Here is a 20,992-nt window from a genome sequence, read left to right on the forward strand (position 1 = left end):
TAGAATTAGCTTTTATCTTTTTGCTTTTAATCATTCATAAGCACACCTCTCTTTCAACTTATAACTAAATTATATATTTAATAAATAAAGAGAAGATTCTGTAAAAACTAAAGATTTTCTAAAGAAAGATAAAAAAATGCTTTAAGACTATGTTGATATTGTAGTATAAATCTCGTGGACTGATATTAAAATATCAACACATATTTAGAACATAGCATAAAAATAAAATGCATAGTATGTAAAAAATAACACACTATGCATTTACACTATATTAAAAAGTAATATTAAAAATCACTTTAAAACTTTATCTATTAAATTATTGAACTTTAAAAGTTCCCCTTTGTCATATTCCTTTATTATTTCATCAATACAATACTTTATATAATATTGTACTATTATTTTGCTAGCATTATTTAAAGCTATTTTAAAAACCGTTATTTTTTTAGATAACTCATCATTTGAATTAGTCTGAACACTTATATTCTCTAAAATTCTAGCATGTCCTAAGATTTTATATAGTTTCTTTATTACTAGGTCTTTTTTATTAAAATTATCTTCGTTCAAATTACCTCCTATTAATTGCTCACAAATTATAATAAAATATTTTTTATTATATTATATTTTGTACATTATATCTAGTGAATACTTTCTTATATATTAGTCTTTGATTTCACTAGATATATTTTTATTTATCAAATATTTTCTTACCATAAATAATCCTGCAATTGTAATAATTCCTAAATTCAGTCATTACTTCATCTTTAACGATTAAAATTACTTTTTAATTAAGTTGTTCATATAATTACCACTTTAATTTTATATAATTTTGTTAATACTATAACTGTAATAACATAGTAAGGAGATGATTGCATTGAAAAATGATAATAAGAAAACTTTTAATAAAGATAACTTTTTAAGAAATGGGACTAAATCTCAAAATCAATATGCTAAAAGTAGTTTTAACACCACTATAGAAGAACCAGCTTTAAATGAAAGTGGTATTGAAGCTAAAAAAAGAGGATTTTAATAATTTTCTTCTAATAGAATTTTAATACACATATAACTTATAGGAATTTACATTAATATTTTTAAAGCTCTTGGTTTTTATGTAAGTATATTTTAATATTTATATACTTTCGTACTTTATCTTTCAAATTACAAAAAGAATTAAGCGTAAATTCCTATATATATCTCTCATCATCTTACACTTCTCTATAAAACTATATTAAAATTTATATTTTACTCATATGATTTATTTTTAATAAGTTATGTACTGTTATATAAAAATCTACTAGTAAATAAATAAATAAAAATATAGTTAACTTTACAAACATTACTTCACTTCTTATAAAGATATTAAGAAAATTTGGCTCTATATATTTTAATCCTAAAAGTGTCATTAAAGTCCAAGTTATAGAGAATTTTAAGCTAACTAATCCCTTAAAATTATACTTTAAATTAGAGTAGCTCCAATAAACTTTATTAAAAATTTCCTTTAATAAATATCCACTTATGTATTCTATTGTAGATGGTGTAAAAAAGCAAAACATTAACATTAATGTTGTATAATCAGAAAAATAATTCTTTAATATTATAAGAATGCTTACAGTTATTCCATACATAGGTTTAAATGGACCTATTAGAAAACCATCCTCTTTAAATTTTCCAGTTATGCAAAAACAATATACTTCTTCAATAATCCATCCTATAAAAGAATAAACAATAAAATTAAATAATGTATAATTAATTAAATTCATTGAGTTTATCACCTTCCTTAAGGTTAATATTTACATAACTCAATATATTTATTTATTAATTAAATGATTTTTTGCAATTACTTGTTATAATGTTCTTATAGTTATATAAAATATAAGTTAATACAAGGAGAATATCTTATGCAAAAACTTTACTACGAAGATCAATATTTAAAGAAATTCACTGCTGAAATAGACGAGGTCAAAGAAGTAGGTAATGAGTTTCATATAGTTTTAAATAAAACTGCATTTTTCCCAGGGGGAGGAGGACAAAAACATGATTTAGGCAAAATCGATGAAATTGAAGTGTTAAATATCTATGAAAAAGATAATTTAATTTATCATGTACTAGATAGAAAACCTTCGAGAATACATAATGTTAAATGTTCAATAGATTGGTTAAGACGATTAGATGGAATGAATCATCATTTAGCTCAACATGTACTATCTGCATGCTTCTTTAAGCTTTTTAATATAAATACAATTGCAGTTCATCATGGAAATGAATTTAGTACCATTGACTTTAATTCTATACTTACAGAAGAACAGGTACGTTCCTGTGAAAAATATGCTAATGATATTATTGAAAAATCCTTAGATGTAGAATTTCTAACTCCAACTAAAAGAGAGCTTAAAAATATGAAACTTAGAAGAGATCTTCCAGATACTAATGAACAAATACGTATTGTTAAAATTGATGATTTAGACCTTAATGCTTGTTGTGGTGTTCACCCTAAATCAACATTAGATTTAAGACTTATAAAAATAAAAAAATATGAAAAACATAAAAAAGGATCAAGAATTGAATTTATAACCGGATCAAAGGCTGTAAGTGATTCTTTAGAAAAAGATTCATTTGCAAATTCTATGTGTAAATACTTAAATTGCAATGAAAAAGAAGCTTTAAATGGAATAGAAAATTTAAACTTAGAATTAAAAAATGTACTGAATGAAAATAAAAATATGAGTATTGAACTTTCAAATTATGAAATTAAAGAAATTATAGAAAACTCAGCTCAAATTAATAATATAAACATTATTAAATATGTATATAATAATAAAACCTTAAAATTTGTTAATACAATTGTTTCACAAATAACAGAAAAAGATAATAAAATTGCTCTAATTGCACTAGTAAATGATGATAAAATAAACCTTATATTTTCATGTTCTAAAAATATAAAAAATGTTAATATGGGTGAATTATTAAAAGATGCAATAGTTCTTATAGATGGACGTGGCGGTGGAAATCAAACCCTTGCACAAGGTGCTGGTAAGAATTTATTAAACTTAGAAAATACCTTAGACTATGCTTTTAATAAGCTTAATTTAATAATATAAATTCCTAAATAATAAAAAATCAACCGAAATCTCTAGTACTCTAAAGGTTGATTTTTTATTCTAATATATTAAACATTTTAAATATATTACTATAATAATGTTTGAACTAATTCTTTGCTTGGTGAAGGTAATACTACAGTTCCTATAATATCTCCTCCCTCTTCAAGCTTAGCTTCTGCTGCTTCTATTGCTGCTTTAACAGCCGATACTTCTCCTGTAAGGATAACGTATCCTTTTCCGCCAAGACCTCTTGCTATTCTTATCTCTAATAGTTCTACATTAGCTGCCTTTAGTGCTGTATCACCTGCAATTACGGAAGCAACAGCTGACATTGTTTCAATAACACCAATAGATGAAATGTTATCAAAATCACAAGTTGCTGTTATTGCTGGAAATACTTTTTCATGTACACTAGCTATTGTATATTCGCTTATAAGATAGCTAAGTCCTACTTCCTTACCAACACCTACAGCATTTGTGACATCTCCTACATCTCCTGCTAATATTACTATATATTTACCTGGACACATTGGAGTTGCTAAGATAATTTCTACATTAGCGGATTTAACCATTTCATCGGCTGCTTGAATTCCTTTTGCGATACTTTTAAATTCTAGTAATCCAATAGATCTTCTCATTTCACTCTCTCCTTTCTAGTTATCCTATCTACTTATAACAATGCTATCATCATTTATTTCTTTTATAACTCCATCTATACTTGCATGAATCTTTGCACCTAATTTATCATTAGGTATATCTCCTATAAGATCACCCTTTTTAACTACATCCCCAATATTAACTATTGGTTCTGCTTTAGCTCCTATATGTTGAGATCTTAAGATTACAACTTCTGAAAAATCATATTCCTCATTTTGAAGTGGTGCTTCAGCATCGTATTTTTCTATATTTAATCTTTGCTTAAGCTTATGAACTGGGAATTTTCTATATTCTCTAAAATCATCTGCTTTTTCTGGAGCATTATGATTAGGATTTTTAATGCCATTTTTAGCTAATTCACCTTTAAAGAAACTATTTAACTTCCAAGGTTGAAGTCCCATTACACAAACTTGTTCGCAAAGTCCACATTCACTGCATAAAAATGAAGCTGTTGGTAAAATTTCTTTACTGCAAGTTCCACCATAACTTGCAATTCTCATCATCTTATCTGGTTCTAACTTATGTCCTAATAAATGTCTTGGACATACCTCAGTACACATTGAACAATGGCAACATGCTGCTCTTGCTTGTTTTAACATAGATTGTATGTTTCTTTTCTTTGAAACAACTATATTGTGACTCTTAGGTATAACTATTAATCCTTTAGTATTTTTCTTTATAGGTCTATTAATATCTTCTATTAATTTACCCATCATAGGACCACCATCAATGATTTCAAACTCATCAATCAATGTTCCACCTGCTAATTCAAGAGCTTGTCTTACTGATATTCCAATGGGAACTTTAACAGTAATAGGATTTTTAACTTCACCTGTAATAGTTAAAAATTTTTCAGTAACTGGTTTTCCTTCTAAAGCATTATATACATTTAATAATGTTTCAACGTTAATAACTATAACCCCAACACTTAAAGGAATCCCACCTTCTGGAACAACTCTTTTAGTTACTTCATAAACAGTAATTTGTTCATCTCCTGCTGGATAAAAATTTCCAAGTTCGAATAATTCTAGTTTCGGATATTCTCCTAATTTTTCATTTAAATTTTTCATTGCTGACTTATATTTACCCTTTAAAGCAATAACCCCTTTAGTTGCTTCTGTTTGCTCTACTATTTTGTTTAATGCATATAAAAGTTCAGAAGATTTTTCTGCCATCAATTGTTGATCTACTTTCAGAAGTGGTTCACATTCAGCACCATTAACAATAACATATTCAACTTTTGCATTTAATTTTACATGAGTTGGAAATCCAGCGCCACCAGCACCAATTAATCCACCATCTTTTATTAAATCTAAAAAGTTTTTTTCCACTAATCTCATCTCCAATTCTATTTAATAGAGAAATTATCTACCATTACACATCTTCTTTTTCTTGTAAATGTTCTTGCAGATGTTAAACCTTCTCCAGTTGGGCCTGCAATAGTAAATGTTCCATGTCCTTCTGCACCATATCCAATTCCTGCATATGATGGAGCATTTTTAACAAATATAGTTGTTTGTACTGCTTTAGCAAATTTACTTAAATTATCTATGTGTTTTGAGTGCATTATAGCAGTATGTCTATTTCCATGTTCAAGCTCAACACCAAGGTCTATAGCCTCATCTACATTTCTAACCCTTATAACTGGTAAAATTGGCATCATAAGTTCTTCAACTGCAAATGGATGATTTGCTTCAACTTCAGCAAATATAACTCTTATGCTTGGATCTATATTAACTCCTAACTTACTCATTATATAGTCAGCATTTTTTCCAACAAATTTTTTATTTATAGTTCCATTCTCTGTTAAAACAAGTTTTTCTAATTGTGCAAGCATATTTTTATCAGTTATTTCTAACGCACAATATTTTGACATACAAGTCTTTAAGTAATCTGCAACTTTCTCTACTACTATTACTTCTTTTTCACAGATACATGGTAAATTATTATCAAAACTACAGCCATCTATAATATCAACTGCAGCTTTTTCAATATCAGCAGTTTCATCAATAACTACTGGTGGATTTCCAGCTCCAGCTCCTATTGCTTTTTTACCACTTGATAATGCTACTTTAACAATTCCTGGACCACCTGTTGCACAAATCATATTAACTTTTGGATGAGCTAACATTATATTAGTACTTTCAATATTTGGATTTCTAACAGTAACTATAAGATTCTTAGGTCCGTTTACTCTTTCTATTGCTTTATTAATAAGTTGTATTATAAATACTGAAACATCTTTTGCTCCTGGATGAGGTGAAAATACAACTGTATTACCTCCTGCAAGCATTGATATTCCGTTGTTTATTATTGTTTCAGTTGGATTAGTTGATGGTGCAATTGCTCCTATAACTCCAAATGGTGACATTTCATAAAGAGTTAATCCACCATCTCCAGTTTTAACCCCAGCTTCAAGGTCTTCTACCCCTGGAGTTTTATCTAATGCAAGATTATTTTTAAGTATTTTATCTTCATATCTACCCATTCCAGTTTCTTCAAAAGTTCTACGAGATATTTCTTCTACATTTTTTCTCACTTCTGCTTTAAATGCTTCAATTATTTCAGTTCTTTTATCCAATCCAACTTTTCTATATTCTTGTTCTGCTATCCATGCTTGCTCTATAGCATCATTTATATCTTCAAATACACCATATTCACCAATTGGCATTGTAGGAGTATTCACAAATCCCATTATTTTCTTTTCAATATCTGCTAATGGATTTACTTCTTTTGGGACAGCGGCAGTAGTTATAACCCCTTGTTCTTTCTCATTCCCTGTAAGCTCTTTAACGATATTTTTAACTATACTTTCTATATCTATCATATTGAAATCATTCATTCTATTTTCCCCCTAATTTCATTCTTTACTTACTTCAACGCTATCTACTATAGCAACAATAGCTCTATCTATAGGTGCATCCTTAGCATTAAATTGTTGATGTGCTGCATAACCAGTTGCTACTAATACAAGTTCACCATTACCTGCTCCTACAGAATCTATAGCTACTTCAATATTTCCTGCTGGATTATATTCTGGAGTTAATGGTTGTACAATAAGCATTTTCTTTCCTACTAGTCCTTCGCTTTTGGTTGTTGCAACCACTACTCCAACCACTTTTGCTAAATACATATTTTTGCCCTACCTTTTTATAATTTGTATTCCAAGCTCTTCTGCTAAATCTTTCGCAAGAGCTGTAATTATAGAATTACTTGAAATTACAATTTTTTTATTCCCACTATTATTAGAGATATCTTCACTTGAAATTACTTTTTTATTTATTTTGAATTCTAAAGCTTTATGATTTTCATTAAAGTCCTTTTTAAAATTACTTAATACGATTTCATTTATATTACTATCATCTATTTTAGATTTAACTTTGGGTAAACTATCTTTTTTTAAATCGTTTTTTATTATAGAATCAAATATATTATCTGAATCAACTAACTTTATTCCATAAGATTCTAACCTATCTAAATATCCCTTAATCATATTCATATATGGAACAGGAATATTTTTGTACGGATTTCTTCTTGTATTACATTCTCTAAAATCAACACTGTCTTTAGAGATTATTACTTTTGTACCATTTAAAATACACTTTGATATAAGTGCAGTCGGCATGGTATCACTTATTCCATTTGCTACTTTGGATAAGGAATTTATACTTAACGTTGCACCTATTAATAAATCAAATTCTTCATCATATATATGGTTACTATCTTCTAAATAATCATCTATATAAATATCTTCCATATTAAAAATTTCATTTATAATATTTGGATCTATTATCTGTGATGCATATTTTGATAAAACTGCTTTTAATTTTATACCTTGAGTTTTTAATTTTTTCAATTCCGTGATGCTCTCTTTTAATCCCACTGTACTTCCTGTAAAAAAAACCACAGCTTTTTTAGTTCTAAATGATTTATTTTCCAGTTGAGACATCACCTCTTTTAAAACGACTTGGACAATCTCATCAAAGTTCAAATTAATCACCTCACTTAATGCAACTAACAGCAATGCCTAGAGGTGTAACTAGCAATGGATGGTTTGGTTTTATAGTTTCTATACCAATAATCTTTTCAAAAACAGATGTAAATTCACTGAAACTACACGCTCCACCAACAACATAAATTTTATTTACATCATAGCCTTGTAAATGTTTTTTTACAATATAAGCCATCTTTTCTATAACCGGTTTGATAAGGATAAAATTATCTTTTTCTTTTTTAGAATCTTTTTTTAATTTTTCTGCTTCCTCAAAAGATATATTGTAATTCCCCGATAAAACTAAACTCATATGAGTACCACCTGTTGGTTCATCTGCTGTATATAATACTTTACCATCTTTTAAAATACTTACTCCAGTTGTACCACCACCAACATCAACAACTGCTCCATCTTTTATTCCAAGTACTGCTGCTGCTGCAGTTGGTTCATCAATAATACTAACCAATTCTATATCAGCTGCTTCTAGTACATTTCCAATTGCTTTTACATTTCCCTCTAAAGTTCCAGGTGGAATTGCTGTTGATCCATAACTTATAGTTGTACCTAAAACCTTCTCTACTTTAGCTTTTAACTTTTTTACTATTTCTATAGCACCAATAAAATCTACAACTAGTCCATCTTTCACAACAGATGCTGGATATGATGCTCCAGCTACTGGATTATTATTTTTGTCAACTACTGAAAGAACTATATTGGCTGTACCTAGATCTACTCCAACTTTTAAGTTATTACTAACTTCATTGCACTTTTCTTCTTTTATTAAATTATAAAAAATATCTAACCCTTTGTTTGCATCATCTAACCCCATAGCTAAACTCCTTCAACTTTAGTAATTCTTATCTTATCACCATTTTTTAGTCCTGAAGCATTAGCTTCATCCGTATCAATATGCATTTCTGGTACAAAATCATCTGAAATCCTAATAATTACATTGTGAAAAGTTACTTTTCTTGGACCATAACTAGTTACATCTACTAACTCTCCATCTCTATATCCATATTTTTTTGCAAAGTCTGTAGATAAATGAATATGCCTCGCAGCAATTATTACACCCTGATCTATTTTTATTTCCCCTTTAGGTCCCTTCAGTAATATTCCTGGAGTACCACTAAGTTTTCCTGATTGTCTTATAGGTGCATTTATACCTAATTTCATTTTATCTGATATTGAAACTTCTAATTGAGTAGATTCTCTCAATGGTCCAAGTACTCTTATTCTTTCAAAATATCCTTTCGGACCTCTAGCTTCAACTGTTTCATCATATGCATATTGTCCTGGCTGTCTCAACTCTTTTTTTATATTAGGTTTATAATTTTCTCCAAATAAGCCTTCAAGTTCCCTTAATCCAAGATGAATATGCTTATTAGATATTCCTACGGGTATTAAACTTTCATTATACTTATTCAATTCTTCTATAACTGCTTTTGTAACAGTTAATATTATTTTTTCTATATCTACTTGAACCATATGAAATTTCTACCCCTTTCTTATATTAAAGATTAGACTGTGGTAATATTTTTTCAGTATCTATATGTGGTCTTGGAATTACATGTATTGATACTACTTCTCCTACTTTTTGTGCCGCTGCTGCTCCTGCATCTGTTGCTGCTTTAACAGCTCCCACATCTCCTCTTACCATTACAGTTACTAGTCCTGATCCTATTTTTTCATATCCTACTAATGTTACATTAGCACTTTTAACCATAGCATCTGCTGCTTCTATAGCTCCTATTAAACCCTTTGTTTCTACCATTCCTAATGCATCTTTCATAATAATATCCTCCTTAAAATCAATCATTAACAATATTCCAAATATTCAGAACATATTTTTTAAAACAAATTCCTTAATAATATTATTTAACTTAATCTTAGTTATTAATTTTCAACTTTTGGTATTAATTTTTCAGTATCCATATGTGGTCTTGGAATTACGTGTATTGATACTACTTCTCCTACTTTTTGTGCTGCTGCTGCTCCTGCATCTGTTGCTGCTTTAACAGCTCCCACATCTCCTCTTACCATTACAGTTACTAGTCCTGATCCTATTTTTTCATATCCTACTAATATTACGTTAGCACTTTTAACCATAGCATCTGCTGCCTCTATAGCCCCTATTAATCCCTTTGTTTCTACCATTCCTAATGCATCATGCATAATAATATCCTCCTCTTATTTCTTTATTTCATTAAAATGTATACAAGAAATTCTAGGTTCTCCTTTTTTTCTTGAACACATTGGGTCCATACATAAATTGCATATTATATTTTTTTCTTCGACTGTCTTAATATCTTCTTTATCACTTAATCTTTTTATTTCCTCATTAGATTTATGTTCATTTTCTACTTTATTAACTTTTTTTTTACTTTCTAAGGATGTAGTAGCTTTGTTCTTAGCAAATATAATATTTTTTAATTCAGAGTTAGGTCTAGGTATAATAGATGTAGACACTACTTTATTAACTAAAGCCGCTGAAGCAGATGCAGATTGAATTGCAGCTTTTACAGCACCAACATCACCCTTTATTTTAACTACAACTGTTCCACCTTTTGAATTTTCATATCCTATGACCTCTACATTAGATGATTTCACAGCAGTATCAGCTGCTTCTATTCCAGCTACAAGACCAATTGTTTCAATAAGTCCTAAAGCAAAGCTCTCCAGTTTAACCACCCCCTTAAATAATTTTTATTTAAAAATAAGCTATATACAAATTTAAAATAATAAATTCTAAAATTAAATGTAAGGAGTACTTTGTGAAGTAGGTGTACTTCCTATTTTAGATAAAATATTTGTACCTAATTCTCTTGCTGTAATTAAAGCTTGTTTAACGGCTTCTGAATCACCATAAATTGTTGTTACACATTCATTGCTATAACTAGTTTTATAAGCTGGTGACCAGTGATCTATTATATCAACATTTGATGCTTTTAAAGCACTATCTGCCATTAGAAGTCCTATTGCTGCTGGAGCTCCTACTATAACTCCAAATGCTGTTCCTATAGGTGCATTAAAAGCCTTATTGCAAGCGTAACTAGCTCTTGGGGTATATTGAATTTCTAGATGTCCACATTCATTAATGTATAGATTACCAAATGTTCTATTTAAATCATTTAGAGTAATTTCTACAGCTTGTCTTACATCTGACACATCATCTGCTCCAAAAACTATTAATACTCCATGACCCGCATTACCTTTTGTATCTCTTGCAAGTTCAACTTTTATTATTTCTGAATTAGTTCCTTTTACAGCCTCATCAGCAGAAATTATCTGTGCACTTGCACCAGTACGTGCTCCTATTATTCCAATAGATCTATATTTTTTAGAAACATTCATCTTATTAAGTAGTAATTCATTTACATTGGCTATAACAAGACCTACTGTATCTCCAATTGCACTTCCAACAAACTCAGGAATATCATTTTCAAAACTAATCTTATTATTCTGAAAATTTTGTATATTTTTTAATTCTTCTTTATTTTCATTCGTATCAATTGTATTTTCTACATTTTTCAAAACTTCAGATATAATATTTCTCATTAATTGCTCCTGCACAATCAATCTCCTCCTATGAATTTAATATTTTAAGTTATATATATTTTATTAAACTAGGAATTACTGTAAATTAACAGCTAATCAAATTCTCTTTATTTGTATAATTTAATATTTACATTAAACATTCAAAACTTTGTTAAAAAAATTACAAATGCTTTTAAAATTTTCTATATAATTTTTTTTGAAAAATACCTATTTTGTTATAATCGTATATTTATTTATACTTTTTATAACAATAATCAACTATAGCATACAGATTTTATTAATTAATACTCTGTGATAATTAACATGGCATTGTAATTACTTTTTTGCTGTTAATTATTTAACAAGTATTTTCAAAAAAAATTATGCCTTTTTAATTTCCATTATAAGCTTTAATTAAAACATCTCTTAAACCTTTTTCATCAACAGTTCTTGGATTTCCGCCAGTACAAATATCCTGCATCGCTCTACCACACATTGAATCCAAAGCTTCTTTAAATGAACTTTCATCAATTCCAAAATCTTTTATTCTTATTGGTATATTTACAGATTGCAATAAAGCTTTTAAAGCTTTCCCAAACATTACTACACCTTCTTTAAAATCAGTATGTGGTAATCCTAATAACCTAGCTATCTCTGTATATCTCTTAGCAGCCTTAAAATCATAGCAATCATTTTCATCAAATAATGATGAATTGTATTCTACAACATACGGTAAAAGAACTGCGTTAGATCTACCATGGGTTATTCCAAAAGTTGCACCTAATGCATGAGCTAGACTGTGATTTATTCCAAGTCCAGCATTTTCAAATGCTATTCCAGCCATACAAGATGCATTATGAATTTTCATTCTTGCTTCTTGATCTATTCCATTTTTAAATGCTTTTTCTGCATAATCAAATATTGTGGAAATTGCTTCTTTTGCTAATGCATCAGTATACTCTGATGCCCCTATTGATACATATGCTTCAAGAGCATGAGTTAATACATCTAATGCTGTATCAGCAGTTACTGTAGGTGGAACACTTTTTGTAAAATTCCAATCTAACAATGCAACATCTGCGTACATAATATCACTTTTTAGTGGTATTTTAGTATGTGTTGATGCATCAGTTATAACTGCATACGATGTTACTTCTGATCCAGTTCCACTTGTAGTAGGAATCGCTATAAAATATGGTTTTTCTTGATTTGAAGAAGGCAATTTTTGCTTTAGTACATCTAAAAAATAAATCATAGCTTTTGAAGCATCAATTACAGATCCTCCACCTATAGCAATTATAGTATCTGCACCATAATCTAAAAATTTTTTAAATCCATGGGTAACTACTTCCATTGTTGGTTCAGGTTCTACCTCTGTAAATACTTCATAATTTATTCCATTTTCTTTTAATATACTTGTTACTGGATCGATTACACCAAGCTTGGACATAACTTTATCAGTAACTATAAATATTCCTTTTGACTTAAGATCTCTTAAATGTTGCACAGCATTATCTTCATACAATATTTGCGCTGGAACCTTAAAACTTTTCATCTCCTTAATACCTCCATTTTATTTTTGGAGAATATACAGCTTGTTAATTTAATAACATTCCTAATTAATTTGATTTTACCATATTAAACATAAATTTCAAGTAATTTTTTATAAAATTGAAAAATATTTTTAAATCACTTGATTTATACATATTTTTCTCTTATAAATATACTTGTTATGGTACTTTTTTCTATGTTTAATTAATTATAACAAAATTCTGAAAATTTGTACAATGATTTTTTTTATTTTTTCCTTTTAACTATGTTAATATTTTAACTTATATTCGTATCATTGATTCAATTTACAATCTACTTATCTAATGTATTTAAAAAAACAAAAAGCAAAGAAATTTATACAATCTTTGCTTCTTGTTTTAGCTCTGTTTTTAAGTAAAATATTTCTATTTCTTTATTTGAGAATTTAATTTATCATAAAGATTATTTAAATGCTCTATATCTACATTCTGATTTTTAAGATTTTCCATTCTTCTATCTATTATTTCCAATGTATATTTTGCCTCTTTAAAATCTTTATCTTTAATACAATTATTAGTATATGTTAATAAATAATCTATTTTTAAAACATCTTCTGCTAAATCTTCTTTATCTTCATTAACTAAGCTAACCAATAAAGAATAGACTTTAGGAGTTGTTGTACTTTTTGTTTCTTTTAATAAATCATTGTTTCTACTGTTTCTTTTCGCCATTTTTACACCTCTTTCTAGTGAAATAATATATCTTAAGTTTTAACTATGGAGTTGCTAATTTATTTGATATATTATCATTCATTTTATTTACTAATTAGATTTTCATTATAAATTATTGCATAAAAAATTTCAATATTGAAGACAATACTTTCATTTTTAATAAATGTATTTATTAATTATTCATAAAATTTAGCATTAAATAGATAATTATTTTTACATATTAGAATCCCCTCAAAATATACAGTATATTCTAAGGGGATTCTTTTTACTTACTATTAATAATTTTTTCTTTATCTATTTTATCAAAACTATTTGCAACAGTAACAGCTGTTACCATTGTTCCATTTACATTAAGCATTGTACGACCCATATCAAGAATTGGATCTATTGCAAGAATACCACCTGCTAATGAGAAATAATTTCCCATTCCCATACCTGATATTACTACAGACACTGCCATAGTAGCAGTACCTGGAAGTCCTGCAATTCCAAGCGAACTTATTACTATTATTACTAGTAACATTCCATAAAAGCTAAAATTCATTGGTGTTCCTGACATATTAGCAATTGTAACTGCCATTAGTGCTGGATATATAGCTGCACATCCATTCATTCCTGCATTAGATCCTAAACTTCCAACAAAGCTTGCTATTCCGTCATCTACTCCAACCTTTTCTGTTAATGTATCTATTGTTACAGGTAATGTACCTAAACTAGATCGTGAAGTAAAAGCCAATATTAAAGGTTCCATTGTATTTTTTAAATACTTAATAGGATTCAAACCATTAAGAGCTATTATCACTAAATGTATTACAAACACTATAGCTATACTAACATATAAAGCTATTATGAAATCTAATACGCTCATAAGTGCTGGTATTCCCCTTGCTGCAATTGTATTTGCAAGTAATGCTATTACTGCATAAGGCATAAATTTAATTACCGTCATAGCTACACTTGTAGTAATTTTGTATGCTGCTTCTACTAAATCTTTAGCTGGTTTTATTATATCAGAATATTTCTTTTTAAGTCTATTCATTGCAGCTCCTATAAATCCTGCAAAAATAACAACTCCAACAACATTTGCATCTGCCATAGCTTTAACTGGATTTGATGGAAGCAATCCTCTAAAAGTATCAACTACAGAACTTATTTCTTTCATTTCTGAATTATTTTGAATAGGTCCAAAACCTACACCTAATTTAAATAAATTTCCTATAACAATTCCAACTATAGCAGCAATTGTAGTTGTACCGAGTAAAATAAATAATGACCTAAATGTAAGTTTTCCTAATTTTTCGCCTTCTTTCATATTAATAATCACTCTTATTATTGAAAGAAATACTAAAGGAATAACTAGCATCTTTAGTAAATCCATAAATCCATAGCCAAACAATCCATACCACTTTGTAACTTCACCTATCCATGTTATATTATCTGTTGTTTCTGGTAATCCTGCTGCTACTTGTATCACACCTCCAAGTAGCAATCCTAAAATAGTTGCTAAAATCATTCTTTTAGAAAAATTCACTTTTTTTCTCTCAAGAACTTTTATTAAATAAAACGTTCCTATTAAAATTCCTATAAATAATATAGTTTTAAAATTTGTTACCATTAAAAAATCTGTTAAAAATGTACTGTTCATCATATTCCCCATCCTTTGTTTATTATTCCTATAGGTTTAGTATGATTTATATCATACCTAGAAATTTTAATTATGTCAATATAATTTATATACAAATATTTTTTATACAATTCTTATATTGTGTAATTTGTAATATCTAATTCTAAATAAATCTTCCAGAAAATTTTTACAAGTATTTATATAATAGGTTATGTTTTAAATATGTGTTAATATATGAATAGCTATATAATAAAATAAGCGATACTAAATCACTTAGTATCGCTTTAAATTAATTTCTTAAATTGTTTGCATATCTTTATATATCTTATCAATAATTTCCATTCTTTCTTCTCCAAGTACATTTGATAATTTAACAGATACAAATCCATTCTTATATACATTATTTGCTACTAATATTTTAGATATTTTACTTTCCATCTTCTCATAAGTTAATAATCCCTCTAAGTATGTATCAACAAAATCCTTTAAGCATGTTGCTAATTCCGATGGATTCTTATAAATAGTTCTCATAATGGTTCCTCCAATAATTTATTATGTATTTACAAACTTATTATATAATACATTTATAAAGTTTCCTATACTTAAAAGTGACTTTAAATATTAAATTACTTCTTTTATTTAAATTAATCTAATATTTATCATATAATCTAACAAAAATTCATAGCATTATAATTTTACCGCAAACAGTGCATATGCTTCTCTACTTCATTCCACTTTACTATATAACCCTGACCTTTAGAACAAAACACCGAACTTGATGTATATTCTCTATCATTTTCTTTTTTATATTTTAATTTTTCTATAACCTCATCACTATTATGACATTCATCATACCCATCAAAACTTAAAGCAATAATACCTTTTCCTTTAGTAAAAGATATTAGTTCCATACTATAATTCATAAAAGTTGCAACAGGACCCCTACCAAAAATTATTGTTTTATTTTCTAAAGTTTCTTGTTCAATAAAACTTCCTGATAGTCTTTGAATATCTGATAACACTCTTCCAACATACTCATTCTCCACAGTTATTTTTAATTTATAATACGGTTCCAACAAAATATTATTTCCTTGCTCTAAGCCTTGTCTGATTGCTCTATATGTTGCTTCTCTAAAATCACCACCACTAGTATGTTTTAAATGAGATCTTCCATTAATCAATGTTATTTTTACATCACATATTTTAGAACCGGTTAAAATTCCTTTATGTTCTTTTTCAAAAATATGAGATTCAATTAATCTTTGATAACCTATACTTAAATTATCAACATGACATTTACTTTCAAATATTATTCCACTGTTTCTTTCTCCATATTCTAATTGTAAATGTACTTCAGCATAATGTCTTAATGGTTCAAAATGTCCATATCCATTTACTTTATTTCCTATAGTCTCTTTATATAAAACTTGGCAGTCTCCAAATTCAATATCAAGTTTAAATCTTTCTTTAACTAATTCCTTTAAAACTTCTAACTGTATTTTTCCCATGATATGTATGTTTATGGTTTGTAATTCCTCATCCCATAATACATTTAATCCTGGATCTTCTTCTTCTAAAATTTTAAAATATGAAAGTATTTCCTTCGTATTAATAGATTCATTAAATATAACTTTAGATTTTAATGTAGGTACTATATTGTAATTAGTCTTTAAATTTGCTTCTCCAATACCATGACCTATTTTAAATTTAGTTAATCCAACAACACCAAATACATCTCCAGCATATACAGTGTCTTCTAATGTAAATTTATCACCATTATATATTCTTATTTGATTTATTTTTTCATTAAATTCTATTTCATTTTCTGTATTAAGTACGTTATCTTTTACTTTTATACTTCCACTTAAGGCTTTTATATAAGTTACTTTACTTCCTTTTTCATCATAACGTATTTTGTATACCTTACCCTTGAAATTTTCATCGTTTTCTTCATAATTTGTATAAGTTAATAAATCTAACTTTTCTATGAAATTATCTATATTCATATCTAACAATGCTGAGCCACTTAAACAAGGAAAAATCATTCCTTCCTTAATTTGTTTTTTCATAGAGTTTAACCATAATTTTTTATCATAACCACTATCTAAGTATATTTCTAATAAAATTTCATCTCTTTCAGCAATAAATTCTACTAATTTTGTATCCATCTTATCTCCATTTAAAGCTTTATCAATTAAGCATAAATTATTGGTTAATTTAGTCTCAATATCGTTTAATACATTTTCTATATTTACAATTTCTCTGTCAATTTTATTTATAAAAAAGAAGGTTGGTATGTCATATTTTCTTAAAAGCTCCCATACGGTTTCAGTGTGAGCTTGAATTCCATCTACTCCACTTATTATAAGTATTGCATAGTCCATTATTTCTATTGATCTTTCCATTTCTGTTGAAAAATCCACATGTCCTGGAGTATCTATAATATAATACTCATTATCATTATATTTAAATAAAGCTTGATCAGAAAATACTGTGATTCCTCTTTGTTTTTCTATATCATGTTTATCTAAAAATGAATTTTTATGATCAACTCGTCCTAATGTTCTTATGCTTTTTGTATGATAAAGTATTTGCTCAGCAAAAGTTGTTTTCCCTGCATCTACGTGAGCTAATATCCCTATTGTTTTCTTCATATTAATTCTCCTTTTAGAACACTCCTATTTACATACTAAAATTATATCATATAATGCTTTTATTACTTAATTTATCATACAAAGTATCCTAATCTGGTGTCTAAATAAAAATACACCTAATTAAAATTAATATTTTAATTAGGTGTATTGACTATATATTTTCATTAATTATTTGATAAATTCTGATTATAAAAATTAAATATTTGATTTAAATATGCCTTTAGTATTCCATCTTTTTCTCTATATATTTCATGTTTAGCTCCAGCCATTAATACAAGTTTACAATTAGGTGCATACTCAGAAAATTCATTTTGTCCTTTTGGCTTCACATAAGTATCTTTCTCAGCTTGAAATAATAATACTGGTATTTTTACTTTTGAAGCATTTTCTTTTTTAGTGATTTCTTCTGTTATATCTAAAGATGATTTTAACCAATTAAAAGAAGATCCACCTCTTTGAAACTCCTTGTTATTAGATTGTATATCATAATAATACTTATATCTTGGTTCAGAGCTTGTACAAGAATCCTCTAAACTATATTCATTACTGTAAGGTTTTTGTGTAGGTGCATATTTATAACCAAATGGTAAGGTTGTACATATCCAAGATATAGATTTTGCTATAAAGCTAGGAACACTTCCAGTATTGATTTCAAGCATTGGTGCACTTAAAATAGCAGCGTCAAAATATCCTGGGTTTTCTTCTAAAAATTTAGTTCCAATTGCACCACCCATAGAGTGTGCAAATAAAAATAATTTTTCATCACCAAGACTAGGTTTAACAATATTATCTATAAATACTTTGAAATCTGAAATATATAAGTTGAAATCTTCTATATTAATTTGACTTTCATCAACTACGCCTAATGAACCAGAACGTCCATGGCCTCTATGTTCAATTCCATAAACAGAATAGCCTTTATTTAAAAAATAATAAATTATTTCTTTATATTTTTCTAATGTTTCTGTAAATCCATGACTAATTACAATAGTCCCTTTAGAATTTTCTACTTTATATTTTTGATAATAAATATTTATATCATCGTTTACTTTAAAATATCCTTCTGTTCTTTTACTGTCAAGATATGGCTCTACTATACCTTTCATAGATTTTTCATAATCATCTTCTTCTATTACTAGACTATTAATTGCTATTTTTTCATTTTCATCAGCATAAGCAACTACATTTGAATTAAAACTCAATATAATATTTAAAGAAAATATTAATAAAAATAATAATACCTTATAATTTAATTTGTTTTTATAATTTAATAAACTCATTTATTTATTCACCTCTTCATTTGTAATATATGAAATTATAAATACACTGTTATTCCAATATATCTATAAGCCATTTATTACACTTAGTACATTTATAAATTCTAATAACAAATAAATCTAATTCACTTCTATCAATAGCTATTGGCATTTTGTCTAATTCTTCTTTTGTTATAAAGTCATCATCTTTGTTTATATATCCATGTATTTCAATGAAATAATTTTCTTTAGTTTTTTCACAACATTCATTTGAACCAGCTACCTTTATTTTTTCATAATTAAGATTATCACTAAACTCTCTTATTATAGGTAATATATCTTCAAATTCACTTATGTCATCTAAAAAATCTTCCTTGTAAAATATTAAATCTTTTATTTTAAAAAGTTCCTTCATAATTTAAAAATCTCCTTACATATTAATATTATTTATTTTATTATTAATTCAACAGGACAATGATCAGAACCTTCAATTTGTGTATGTATTTTAGCATCTACCAACATATCTTCAAAATCTTTAGAAACTAAAAAATAATCTATTCTCCATCCTGCATTGTTAGCTCTCGCATTAAATCTATAAGACCACCAAGAATATACCCCTTCTTTATCTGGATAAAAGTATCTATATGTATCTATAAAACCTGATTTTAAAAGTTCACCAAACTTTTCTCTTTCCTCATCACTAAATCCAGCATTATTTCTATTATTCTTAGGATTTTTTAAATCTATTTCTTTATGAGCAACATTTAAATCTCCACACACTATAACAGGTTTAGCTTTATTTAATTCATTTAAGTAATTTCTAAACTCATTTTCCCAACTCATTCTATAATCTATTCTAGCTAATTTTTGTTGTGAATTAGGAGTATACACATTAACTAAATAAAATTTTTCAAATTCTAATGTTATAACCCTTCCTTCTTTATCATGTTCCTCTATACCGATTCCTAATGAAACATTTAAAGGTTTTTCTTTAGAAAAAATAGCAGTTCCTGAATACCCCTTTTTTTCAGCGTAATTCCAATAATCATGATACCCTTCTAAGTCTAATTCTATTTGACCTTCTTGAAGTTTGCTTTCTTGAATACAAAATATATCTGCATTACTTTCCTTTAAAATATCTACAAAGCCCTTTTTTACACAAGCTCTTAATCCATTTACATTCCATGAAATTAATTTTTTCATACGATTTCTCCTTATAAGTATTAATATTATTTTAACTAATATAGATATAATAACATAAATATTATATTAATTACATAAAAAAACCTCTTATAAATTTAAGTCTTTTAGCGCATTTTATATAAATTTTAAAGTAAACTATCACTTTTACAAATACACATTTTACCTTAATCTCTATTCTTTTTTTATCTAATAACTAACTATATTAAAATATTATTTTTAATTAAAATTAAGGAGTGTTCAAAACAAAATTGTACACTCCTTAATTTAATGCTTTTTTATAGTTAATTAACATTTCTAATTAACTTTTAAGTTTTGCACTGCTTAAATGCTCTGCAGATATTCTTGCTGTATTTTTAAAATTTTTGCAATCATTTGAAATATATATCCTAATGCTTTCATCATTTTCTTCTGCATTAGCTTGATACAAAATATTTTGAACATATCCATGAATGAAATCATCCTTACTAAAGGTTAAATTGATTTCAGTTCCTACTCTAGTAATAACCTCTATTATATCCTTTAAATCTCTAGACTCTTTAGTAAATATAATTTCTCCACTTTCTGCAAGACAAAATTCAATTTTCATAGTTTTCATCCCCTTTTAGTATAATTATATCATATAAATTTATTCAAATTTACCTATTTTTACTTATAGTCAACAGTATTTTTATTTACACTATTTATAAATATCATTGTATTTATTATTATTAA

24 protein-coding genes are annotated in these 20,992 nt (G+C 27.2%); 2 read left to right on the forward strand and 22 right to left on the reverse strand.

Features of this window, described 5'->3' with window-relative positions:
- Nucleotides 1-291: 291 nt before the first annotated feature.
- Nucleotides 292-564, reverse strand: coding sequence for a metal-sensitive transcriptional regulator (locus tag NG901_RS03270; protein WP_252212316.1), 273 nt, complete (start codon nt 562-564; stop codon nt 292-294).
- A 307-nt stretch (nt 565-871) separates the two neighbouring features.
- On the opposite strand from NG901_RS03270, the gene NG901_RS03275 reads away from it, so the two are divergent.
- Entirely contained in the window at nt 872-1,027 is a 156-nt protein-coding gene (locus NG901_RS03275; RefSeq protein ID WP_252212317.1) for a hypothetical protein, read from the forward strand.
- Nucleotides 1,028-1,232: 205 nt separating this feature from the next.
- On the opposite strand, the gene NG901_RS03280 is transcribed toward NG901_RS03275, so the two are convergent.
- On the reverse strand, nt 1,233-1,757 hold the full coding sequence (locus NG901_RS03280; RefSeq protein WP_252212318.1) for a putative ABC transporter permease: 525 nt from the start codon (nt 1,755-1,757) through the stop codon (nt 1,233-1,235).
- A 138-nt stretch (nt 1,758-1,895) separates the two neighbouring features.
- Between NG901_RS03280 and NG901_RS03285 the strand changes: the two genes are divergently transcribed.
- Nucleotides 1,896-3,095: a DHHA1 domain-containing protein gene (locus tag NG901_RS03285; RefSeq protein WP_252212319.1), complete on the forward strand. Its 1,200-nt coding sequence runs from the start codon at nt 1,896-1,898 to the stop codon at nt 3,093-3,095.
- Nucleotides 3,096-3,184: 89 nt separating this feature from the next.
- On the opposite strand, the gene NG901_RS03290 is transcribed toward NG901_RS03285, so the two are convergent.
- The 20 genes from NG901_RS03290 to NG901_RS03385 all read right to left on the reverse strand — a co-directional run bounded on the left by NG901_RS03290 (nt 3,185) and on the right by NG901_RS03385 (nt 20,867).
- Nucleotides 3,185-3,733 (reverse strand): BMC domain-containing protein, encoded by a 549-nt coding sequence (locus tag NG901_RS03290; protein ID WP_252212320.1) that lies wholly within the window; start codon nt 3,731-3,733, stop codon nt 3,185-3,187.
- Nucleotides 3,734-3,757: 24 nt separating this feature from the next.
- Nucleotides 3,758-5,083 (reverse strand): 4Fe-4S dicluster domain-containing protein, encoded by a 1,326-nt coding sequence (locus tag NG901_RS03295; RefSeq protein ID WP_252212321.1) that lies wholly within the window; start codon nt 5,081-5,083, stop codon nt 3,758-3,760.
- A 17-nt stretch (nt 5,084-5,100) separates the two neighbouring features.
- Nucleotides 5,101-6,594 (reverse strand): aldehyde dehydrogenase family protein, encoded by a 1,494-nt coding sequence (locus tag NG901_RS03300; RefSeq protein WP_252212322.1) that lies wholly within the window; start codon nt 6,592-6,594, stop codon nt 5,101-5,103.
- Between the two features lie 18 nt (nt 6,595-6,612).
- The gene (locus tag NG901_RS03305) at nt 6,613-6,885 is read right to left on the reverse strand and encodes a EutN/CcmL family microcompartment protein (RefSeq protein WP_252212323.1); all 273 of its coding nucleotides are present in this window, start codon (nt 6,883-6,885) and stop codon (nt 6,613-6,615) included.
- A gap of 9 nt (nt 6,886-6,894) precedes the next feature.
- Entirely contained in the window at nt 6,895-7,701 is an 807-nt protein-coding gene (locus tag NG901_RS03310; protein WP_252212426.1) for a flavoprotein, read from the reverse strand.
- A 52-nt stretch (nt 7,702-7,753) separates the two neighbouring features.
- Nucleotides 7,754-8,575, reverse strand: a complete 822-nt coding sequence (eutJ, locus tag NG901_RS03315; protein WP_252212324.1) for an ethanolamine utilization protein EutJ — start codon at nt 8,573-8,575, stop codon at nt 7,754-7,756.
- Between the two features lie 2 nt (nt 8,576-8,577).
- Nucleotides 8,578-9,234 (reverse strand): phosphate propanoyltransferase, encoded by a 657-nt coding sequence (locus NG901_RS03320; RefSeq protein ID WP_252212325.1) that lies wholly within the window; start codon nt 9,232-9,234, stop codon nt 8,578-8,580.
- A gap of 25 nt (nt 9,235-9,259) precedes the next feature.
- Nucleotides 9,260-9,541: a BMC domain-containing protein gene (gene pduA, locus NG901_RS03325; RefSeq protein WP_222629467.1), complete on the reverse strand. Its 282-nt coding sequence runs from the start codon at nt 9,539-9,541 to the stop codon at nt 9,260-9,262.
- Between the two features lie 101 nt (nt 9,542-9,642).
- Nucleotides 9,643-9,924, reverse strand: coding sequence for a BMC domain-containing protein (gene pduA / locus NG901_RS03330; protein ID WP_222629469.1), 282 nt, complete (start codon nt 9,922-9,924; stop codon nt 9,643-9,645).
- A gap of 12 nt (nt 9,925-9,936) precedes the next feature.
- Nucleotides 9,937-10,437, reverse strand: coding sequence for a BMC domain-containing protein (locus NG901_RS17085; protein WP_353847532.1), 501 nt, complete (start codon nt 10,435-10,437; stop codon nt 9,937-9,939).
- 63 nt (nt 10,438-10,500) lie between these two features.
- The gene (pduB, locus tag NG901_RS03340; protein WP_252212326.1) at nt 10,501-11,319 is read right to left on the reverse strand and encodes a propanediol utilization microcompartment protein PduB; all 819 of its coding nucleotides are present in this window, start codon (nt 11,317-11,319) and stop codon (nt 10,501-10,503) included.
- Between the two features lie 355 nt (nt 11,320-11,674).
- Complete coding sequence (locus NG901_RS03345) at nt 11,675-12,838, reverse strand: 1-propanol dehydrogenase PduQ (protein ID WP_252212327.1); 1,164 nt, start codon at nt 12,836-12,838, stop codon at nt 11,675-11,677.
- A gap of 400 nt (nt 12,839-13,238) precedes the next feature.
- Nucleotides 13,239-13,544, reverse strand: coding sequence for a hypothetical protein (locus NG901_RS03350; RefSeq protein WP_252212328.1), 306 nt, complete (start codon nt 13,542-13,544; stop codon nt 13,239-13,241).
- Nucleotides 13,545-13,809: 265 nt separating this feature from the next.
- The gene (locus tag NG901_RS03355; protein ID WP_252212427.1) at nt 13,810-15,189 is read right to left on the reverse strand and encodes a cation:dicarboxylate symporter family transporter; all 1,380 of its coding nucleotides are present in this window, start codon (nt 15,187-15,189) and stop codon (nt 13,810-13,812) included.
- Between the two features lie 276 nt (nt 15,190-15,465).
- Nucleotides 15,466-15,699, reverse strand: coding sequence for a TIGR04540 family protein (locus NG901_RS03360; protein ID WP_252212329.1), 234 nt, complete (start codon nt 15,697-15,699; stop codon nt 15,466-15,468).
- 164 nt (nt 15,700-15,863) lie between these two features.
- Nucleotides 15,864-17,822 (reverse strand): GTP-binding protein, encoded by a 1,959-nt coding sequence (locus tag NG901_RS03365; RefSeq protein WP_252212330.1) that lies wholly within the window; start codon nt 17,820-17,822, stop codon nt 15,864-15,866.
- 164 nt (nt 17,823-17,986) lie between these two features.
- Nucleotides 17,987-19,102: an alpha/beta fold hydrolase gene (locus NG901_RS03370; RefSeq protein ID WP_252212331.1), complete on the reverse strand. Its 1,116-nt coding sequence runs from the start codon at nt 19,100-19,102 to the stop codon at nt 17,987-17,989.
- 49 nt (nt 19,103-19,151) lie between these two features.
- On the reverse strand, nt 19,152-19,493 hold the full coding sequence (locus NG901_RS03375) for a hypothetical protein (protein WP_012450725.1): 342 nt from the start codon (nt 19,491-19,493) through the stop codon (nt 19,152-19,154).
- A gap of 32 nt (nt 19,494-19,525) precedes the next feature.
- Nucleotides 19,526-20,281, reverse strand: a complete 756-nt coding sequence (locus NG901_RS03380) for an exodeoxyribonuclease III (RefSeq protein ID WP_252212332.1) — start codon at nt 20,279-20,281, stop codon at nt 19,526-19,528.
- Nucleotides 20,282-20,579: 298 nt separating this feature from the next.
- Nucleotides 20,580-20,867 (reverse strand): hypothetical protein, encoded by a 288-nt coding sequence (locus NG901_RS03385; protein WP_252212333.1) that lies wholly within the window; start codon nt 20,865-20,867, stop codon nt 20,580-20,582.
- Between the last annotated feature and the right edge of the window lie 125 nt (nt 20,868-20,992).

The sequence above is a fragment of the Clostridium sp. CMCC3677 genome (genome assembly GCF_023845585.1).
GTDB classification, from domain to species: domain Bacteria; phylum Bacillota; class Clostridia; order Clostridiales; family Clostridiaceae; genus Clostridium; species Clostridium aquiflavi.